We start from the raw sequence: 7,092 nt of genomic DNA, 5'->3' as shown, positions 1-7,092 counted from the left end.
AGACGCATTCGCAGCTATCTGTGAACAAGCAAAAGCAGCTTTAAACAAATAATTCAATCAAAGTCCACGTAGCACCAGCTTTTAGCGAGTGTCTACTGGACTTTTTTTGTTTATGAGATCAAATCGTTTTGGTGTTCTTTTTAAACTATCAAGGGTTATGAAATATTCGTATTATCCAAATCACCTAACGCTTGGTAAAATATGTGTTAGAAATAGCCGTGGTCCATTTTTCCAAAAAATGAATCATGAATATTAGAGGATGAAAGAAAATGCTATTGCCTAGTGGTGGATTCAATCTGATTAAACTAAAGTAAGTCATCTTATGATAGAATGAAGCGATAGCGTCAAAAGGAAAAATTTATAAGTTAATGTAGAGGTGAAACAGATGTCAATTATCGACTTAAAAGACGTCGCGGTAAAATTTGATACACCAAATGGTACCGTTGATGCAGTAAAAGATGTCAATATTTCAATCGATGAGGGCGAAATATTTGGCGTGATTGGTTACTCTGGTGCTGGTAAATCCACACTGGTTCGTACCATCAATCGCTTGCAACCAGTAACTTCTGGGCAAGTAATTGTAAATGATAAAGAAATCAATGCCTTATCAGAAGCAGAATTGCGTGCTTCTCGTAAGAAAATTGGGATGATTTTCCAACACTTTAATTTAATGAATGCAAGAACGGTTGAGGGGAATGTCCTTTTCCCATTGAAGGATTCTAAATTATCTAAGGAAGAGAAAAAACAGAAAGTTAACGAATTGTTGGAATTAGTTGGATTAGCGGACCGCAAACATGCCTACCCAAGCCAACTATCTGGTGGACAAAAACAACGTGTAGCGATTGCGAGAGCCTTGGCTAACGACCCAGATGTTTTATTATGTGACGAGGCAACTTCAGCCTTAGACCCTAAAACAACATCTTCAATCCTTGACTTATTGAAAGAATTGAACGAACGCTTAAACTTAACAATTGTCATCATTACCCATGAAATGCATGTTATCAAAGAAATCTGTAACCGTGTGGCGGTAATGGAACATGGTGTGGTTGTTGAACAAGATACAATTTTCAATATCTTCAGAAACCCACAACAAAAATTGACCAAAGACTTTATCGAGTCTGCGTCACCAATTGAAAAGGGGATTCAAGAAGTTTTAAGCAAACCAGAATTGTTGAATATTCACCCAGATGACCGCGTAATCCGCGTAACCTTCTCAGGTGCTTCAACTGGAGATCCGTTAATTTCTAAATTAACAGAGCAATTCCAAGTGAAAGCCAATATCTTATTTGGCAATATTGAAATTTTACAAAATATTCCAGTGGGTACTTTGCTACTAAGCCTAAGTGGTGAAGATGCGAAAGTACAAGAAGCCATTAAATTTATTACCTATGAAGGTATCACTTTAGAAGAATACAAAATCGAAGGCGACCACTATATTCAAGAGGAGGTTGATGCATAATGAATTTTATCGAAAGTATCCTACCAAATGCAGCAAGCATTCCTGATGAATTTATAGAAGCAACAATTGAAACACTTTATATGACACTCTGGACTGCGGGACTTGGATTTGTTCTTGGTCTTGGACTAGGTGTTTGGTTAGTCTTAACCCAACCTAAAGGGTTAAAAGCTAACGCAGCCGTTTACGGCGTCTTAGACAAGTTTGTGAATATTTTCCGGTCTATTCCATTCGTTATTATGATTGCCTTACTCGTGAATATCACAAGATTAATTGCTGGTACTTCAATCGGTACAACTGCAGCAATCGTGCCATTAGTCGTAGCAACTGTGCCATTCTATGCCCGTCAGATTCAAAATGCCTTGGTTGAAGTAAACCCTGGTGTTATCGAAGCGGCACAAGCAATGGGTTTGTCTACTGGAGATATTGTCTTCAGAGTTTACTTAAAAGAAGCCTTACCAGGTATTATCCGTGTATCTGCATTGTCAATCATCAATGTAATCGGACTAACAGCTATGGCCGGAACTATCGGTGGTGGTGGTCTTGGTAACTTGGCTATCACACGTGGATATAACCGGTTCCAAACGGATGTTACGATTATTTCTACAATCATTATCTTAATTATTGTCTTTATCTCTCAAGCTATCGCAGATCGCTTGGTGAAAAAAGTAGAGCACTAAAAATCTGTCACTAATCAAATTTTGGAGGAGAATTATGATGAATAACAAATTTAAATTATCTGCAACAATCTTTGCTTCAATTATTGCTTTAGCTGCTTGTGGTACAACTGGTAACGAAAGTGCATCAGATGCATCTGAATCTGCAACTGAAGAACAAGCTGAATACACTGTTGGTGTCGTTGGTGATACTGAACGTTTAGTATGGGAAGACGTTGCTGAACGTGTGGCAGACGAAGGCATCACCTTAAATGTTGAAACCTTTACTGACTACGTAACACCAAACACTGCTTTAGTAGATGGTTCATTAGATTTAAATGCCTTCCAACATTTAGCTTACTTAGCTGAATTTGTGGCATCAAACAATGCTGACTTACAACCAGTTGGTTATACTTATATCTCTCCAATGGGTGCTTACTCAGAATCATTAGAAAGCATCGATGATTTAGCTGACGGTGGTACAGTTGTTATCCCTAACGACGTGACTAACGCTGGTCGTGCCTTATTACTATTAGAATTAGCAGGCGTACTTGAAGTTGACGATGCTGCTGGTATTACACCAAGTGTTGAAGACATTACTGCTAACCCTAAAAACATTGAAATTACTGAAGTTGACGCCGCTCAAGTACCTCGTTCGCTTGCTGATGCTGATTTAGTAGTTGCTAACACAAACTACGCAGTCGATGCAGGTTTAGTACCTGAAGAAGATTCAATTTTCTTAGATACAGATGACTTGGGTTCATTAGGTGCACAATACAAAAATGCTGTTGTTGTAAAATCTGAAGATGCGGAAAACGAAGACATCCAAACAATTGTGGAAACTTACCAATCTGACGAAACTGCAGCTAAAATTGATGAAGTAACATCAGGTGCTGACCAACCAGCTTGGACAGACAACGATGACATTGCAGCTGACTTTGAAGAAGTTGTAAACCAAAGCGAATCAGCTGAATAAGCAATTCAATTTATATTGGGAGGAGGAAATTGGATGAATAAGAAAGTGAAATTTTCAGCTACTTTATTGGCTTCAATCTTCGCTTTAGCCGCTTGTGGTAATGGGGAGTCTACTGAATCAGATTCTGCAGCCTCAAATCAAGTAGCCAACACAGAAGAAACTTCTGAATATACGATTGGTGTTGTGGGCTCTGCAGCTCATGATGTTTGGGATGACGTAGCAAGTCGTTTAGAAGATGAAGGTATTCAACTGAATATTGAAGAATTTTCTGAATACACTACGCCAAACAATGCGCTTGCCGATGGATCACTTGATTTAAATGCCTTCCAGCATTTAGCTTTCTTAGCTGACTATGTAAATGCAAACGATGCTGACTTACAACCGATTGGCTATACTTTCATTTCACCAATGGGTGCCTACTCAGATGTTGTTGAAAATATTGATGATCTAGCGGATGGTGCTTCAGTTGTCATTCCAAATGATGTGACAAACGGGGGTCGTGCCTTACAATTGTTGTCCTTAGCTGGTCTAATTGAATTAGATGACGCTGCGGGCATTTCACCAACAGTAAGTGATATTACTGCTAACGATAAAAACTTAGACATTACTGAAGTGGATGCAGCACAGGTTCCGCGATCTCTTGCGGACGCTGACTTAGTGGTTTCAAATACCAATTATGCAGTGGATGCTGGATTAAATCCTTCTGACGATGCCATTTTTGTGGATACCGACAACTTAGATGATGTTGGAGCGCAATACAAAAATGCGATTGTTATTAGAGCTGAAGATGCAGAAAATGAAGACTTCCAAAAAATCGTGGAAGCATATCAATCTGAAGAAACGGCTGAAGTAATGGATGAGGTAACATTAGGCGCTGACAAACCGGCATGGTCAGATAATGATGATGTTGCAGGTGAATTTGCTAAGGTGTTAGAACAAGCCAACTAGAAAATTTATTTGGTGACAAGCACTTGATTAGAAATACTGAAACGTGGAAAAATGGGTTAACCACCTGTTTTCCACGTTTTTATATTAAGTGGTCTTTCGAAGCACACCAGCTGAATAATTTGCAATTATAGCTTTACAGCGACAAAGCAAGCACAGGAAAAAGCTAATTATTGATGGAAACTGTTTTTTTATATGGCAATTATCGAAAAATTAAATTTATTTCATTATCTCTTTTTAGTGATATTCTATCTATGATTTAAAGATTCAATCTGATAAAATAAGTTGAATTTATTCAAAGTAAAAAATGAACTTAGGAGAAGACATGAATGAGTCATATTAAGATGGGACTAGCACTTCGCCAATCAGTTGAGGGTGATATGGCGCAATTAGCTAAGATGCTTGAAGATGCGATTGCTTTACTTGCAATGAATAATGTAGATCAATGGCAAAACGGTACAATATCCAGCAAAATGCTATTAGACGCAATTATGCATGACCAAGCCTTTGTCTGGGAGCAAAGGGATGCCACAGGGATTGCAGGATTCTGTGTCTTGAATACTTACGATGAACTATACGAAGAAACCCTTGCTGAAGGCAAATGGACTGTAGATGGCCCTTATTTGGCGATTCACCGTGTCATGGTTTCCCAACATTTACGTGGTCGTAAAGTTAGCACTCAAATGTTTTTAGACATTAAAAAAATGGGGGTAGACAGTAACATTGCCTCATTACGAATTGATACCCATCCAGACAATATCATAATGCAGAAAACCTTGAAACGTAACGGTTTTGTCCGCACTGGTTTACTTTATATGCCATCAGGCAGTCCGCGCTACACTTACGAATTTGATTTATCCCAGTTTTAGACTAAAATAGTAACTATAGCTTTACAAAAATTTAGTCTGGAATAGAGAGGTAGTAAGTTATGTATTATGTTAAGAACGAACGTAACGGTGAAGAGATTTTTGACCCAACTGTTAATTTGGCGATTGAATATTTTCTATTGAACGAGAAGAAGTTAGATGAACCCATCTTGCTTTTTTATATCAACGAACCTTCGATTATTATTGGTAAGAATCAAAATACCCATGTTGAAATTAATGAGCCTTACGTGAAAGAACATAATGTCCACGTTGTTCGCCGTTTCTCAGGTGGTGGGGCGGTTTACCACGACTTAGGTAACATCTGTTTCTGCTTCATTACCAATGATGACGGCAACTCATTTAGGGACTTTAAGAAATTTACCGAGCCTATTATTGAATCTCTTGGCAAAATGGGGGTTGAAGGGGCTGAACTTAGGGGCCGTAATGACCTTGTAATCGGTGATCAAAAGTTCTCTGGCAATGCCATGTATGCTAAGAACGGCCGTATGACTGCGCATGGGACCTTGATGTTCGATGTGGATATTGATGAAACAACGAAAGTATTGAAACCTAAAGCCGCTAAATTGAAAGCTAAAGGGGTTAAGTCAATCCGTTCTCGGGTAACGAATATCAAGCCACACATGGATGCTGCATCTCAAAACATGACGCTATTCGACTTTAGAGCTGCCTTATTGCGTGACATATTTGATGTTGAAAATCTTGAAGACATCCAAGAATATGTCTTAACTGACGATGACTGGGCATGGATTGAAGACTTCCGTCAACAATATACCAATAACGATGAGTGGAACTACGGTGAGAATCCGGACTTTGAAATCATCAGAGATGAAAGAACGCCCGCTGGCCAAATCGAATTCCAATTTAATATTTCAAAAGGTAAAATTAAAGCATGTAAAATCTATGGTGATTTCTTTGGTTTAGGGGAAATTACTGACGTTGAGAATGCCTTGATTGGTCAAGAATATAGCCGTGAAAATTTAATCGATGTTTTTAACAACATTAACATTAAAAACTATTTTGGGAACGTGACAGCCGAAGAATTAGCTGACCTAGCATCGCTATAACAATAAATATAATTGAGAGGCAAGGATTCAAATGAACCCTTGCCTTTTCTTATTGAAGGCAAATTTCGCTACAAAAAAACCAGCCAACCGATCTGGTTAACTGGTTTATGAATACTATGGTTTGTCTTAGCCGAATGCGCGGCGAATTTGGACACTCGCATTGCCTCTGGCAATTTCAGTTCCGCGTTCACGTATTAATCCAGCATTCAATGCGGATACTTCAGCGTATTCTTGGGCGAATGAAATTAAATCTTCAATTTCATCATCTGTTAATTCGTTGGCTTCAAATTTAATTAAAGCAAAGTAGGATTCATTATAAACATATAAGTCTACTTGCGCAAATTCATCCTTAAAGTCACGCGCGAAAGCTATGAAATCTTCAAAAATCCGGAAGACTAAGGTGATTTCTCTAGGAACACGAGGTGCCTCAGTTTCAGCACTCGTTGCTTTTTTCTTCTTGTCGGCCTCTTGGTTAGCGAGGCCATCTAAGACGTTTTGGCGTTCGTTTGTTTTTGCTTTATCTTCATCTTCAAGCTCGCCGATTGTTTCCATTAATTGTTGGAAAGCACTATCTTCTTCATTGTCATCGCCAAAACCTTTACTGATATACAAATCGATACCGTTTCTTTTTGGCATTACTTGGAAAGTGATCGCTTCAGTGTGTTGAAATTTCTGTGACACATCGACCTCTTCAAGGATACTCATGAAAAAATGCTCAACTTCGTTTTGATTGCTCATGATATCCATAAACGAGATGCCTCGCTCAATTAAATCATCAGTATCTATAAACACGCGCATAGTATTTTCGTTAATATACTCCATTTCCATCGTAATCACCCCAATCTATTAATAAGTAGTGTAAACTAATTGATGCGAAAATTAAAGTAATTTAGTTTGAGAAAATAAAAAGAGTACAGAAGTTTGCACTCTTTCCATCATATTATCTTGTTTTAAAATTTAATTCGCGTGTGCTTCTTGTTCGTCGTAAGAGGCCAACGCTTGTTGTAATTCAAGTTTACGAACGCTTCTTGGTAAGAAACGACGAATTTCATCTTCGTTATAACCAACTTGCAAACGTTTATCATCTAAAATAATAGGGCGTCGTAAC

The 7,092-nt window shown here is 38.3% G+C and carries 8 protein-coding genes; 6 read left to right on the top strand and 2 right to left on the bottom strand.

What is annotated here, in order from left to right; all coding sequences use genetic code 11:
* Positions 1-385 precede the first annotated feature (385 nt).
* From ACRCJ0_RS07990 to ACRCJ0_RS07965, 6 genes are all read left to right on the top strand, one after another.
* Positions 386-1,459 carry a methionine ABC transporter ATP-binding protein gene (locus ACRCJ0_RS07990; RefSeq protein WP_417892912.1) on the top strand — a complete coding sequence of 358 codons (1,074 nt, stop codon included), beginning with the start codon at positions 386-388 and terminating at the stop codon, positions 1,457-1,459.
* Positions 1,456-2,136 carry a methionine ABC transporter permease gene (locus tag ACRCJ0_RS07985; RefSeq protein ID WP_417892980.1) on the top strand — a complete coding sequence of 227 codons (681 nt, stop codon included), beginning with the start codon at positions 1,456-1,458 and terminating at the stop codon, positions 2,134-2,136. The genes ACRCJ0_RS07990 and ACRCJ0_RS07985 overlap by 4 nt, the downstream gene beginning before the upstream one ends.
* A gap of 34 nt (positions 2,137-2,170) precedes the next feature.
* Positions 2,171-3,088, top strand: coding sequence for a MetQ/NlpA family ABC transporter substrate-binding protein (locus ACRCJ0_RS07980; RefSeq protein WP_431390114.1), 918 nt, complete (start codon positions 2,171-2,173; stop codon positions 3,086-3,088).
* A gap of 33 nt (positions 3,089-3,121) precedes the next feature.
* Positions 3,122-4,036, top strand: a complete 915-nt coding sequence (locus ACRCJ0_RS07975; RefSeq protein WP_431387249.1) for a MetQ/NlpA family ABC transporter substrate-binding protein — start codon at positions 3,122-3,124, stop codon at positions 4,034-4,036.
* 326 nt (positions 4,037-4,362) lie between these two features.
* A complete protein-coding gene (locus ACRCJ0_RS07970) occupies positions 4,363-4,902 on the top strand; it encodes a GNAT family N-acetyltransferase (RefSeq protein WP_431387248.1) in 540 nt (179 codons plus the stop codon).
* Positions 4,903-4,961: 59 nt separating this feature from the next.
* Positions 4,962-5,984 carry a lipoate--protein ligase gene (locus ACRCJ0_RS07965; RefSeq protein ID WP_417892916.1) on the top strand — a complete coding sequence of 341 codons (1,023 nt, stop codon included), beginning with the start codon at positions 4,962-4,964 and terminating at the stop codon, positions 5,982-5,984.
* A gap of 126 nt (positions 5,985-6,110) precedes the next feature.
* On the opposite strand, the gene ACRCJ0_RS07960 is transcribed toward ACRCJ0_RS07965, so the two are convergent.
* Positions 6,111-6,812, bottom strand: coding sequence for an adaptor protein MecA (locus ACRCJ0_RS07960; RefSeq protein ID WP_417892917.1), 702 nt, complete (start codon positions 6,810-6,812; stop codon positions 6,111-6,113).
* Between the two features lie 129 nt (positions 6,813-6,941).
* The coding region (locus ACRCJ0_RS07955) for an ArsC/Spx/MgsR family protein (protein WP_431390115.1) at positions 6,942-7,092 on the bottom strand (151 nt) is incomplete at its 5' end.

Source organism: Aerococcus sp. L_32 (assembly GCF_050689315.1).
This window is presented reverse-complemented; position numbering and strand designations above follow the sequence as displayed.

Excerpts from the sequence above, each read along its gene's own strand:
- ACRCJ0_RS07970 (WP_431387248.1), top strand. The coding sequence starts at position 4,363 with ATGAGTCATATTAAGATGGGACTAGCACTTCGCCAATCAGTTGAGGGT.
- ACRCJ0_RS07990 (WP_417892912.1), top strand. The coding sequence starts at position 386 with ATGTCAATTATCGACTTAAAAGACGTCGCGGTAAAATTTGATACACCA.
- ACRCJ0_RS07975 (WP_431387249.1), top strand. The coding sequence starts at position 3,122 with ATGAATAAGAAAGTGAAATTTTCAGCTACTTTATTGGCTTCAATCTTC.
- ACRCJ0_RS07960 (WP_417892917.1), bottom strand. The coding sequence starts at position 6,812 with ATGGAAATGGAGTATATTAACGAAAATACTATGCGCGTGTTTATAGAT.
- ACRCJ0_RS07965 (WP_417892916.1), top strand. The coding sequence starts at position 4,962 with ATGTATTATGTTAAGAACGAACGTAACGGTGAAGAGATTTTTGACCCA.
- ACRCJ0_RS07980 (WP_431390114.1), top strand. The coding sequence starts at position 2,171 with ATGATGAATAACAAATTTAAATTATCTGCAACAATCTTTGCTTCAATT.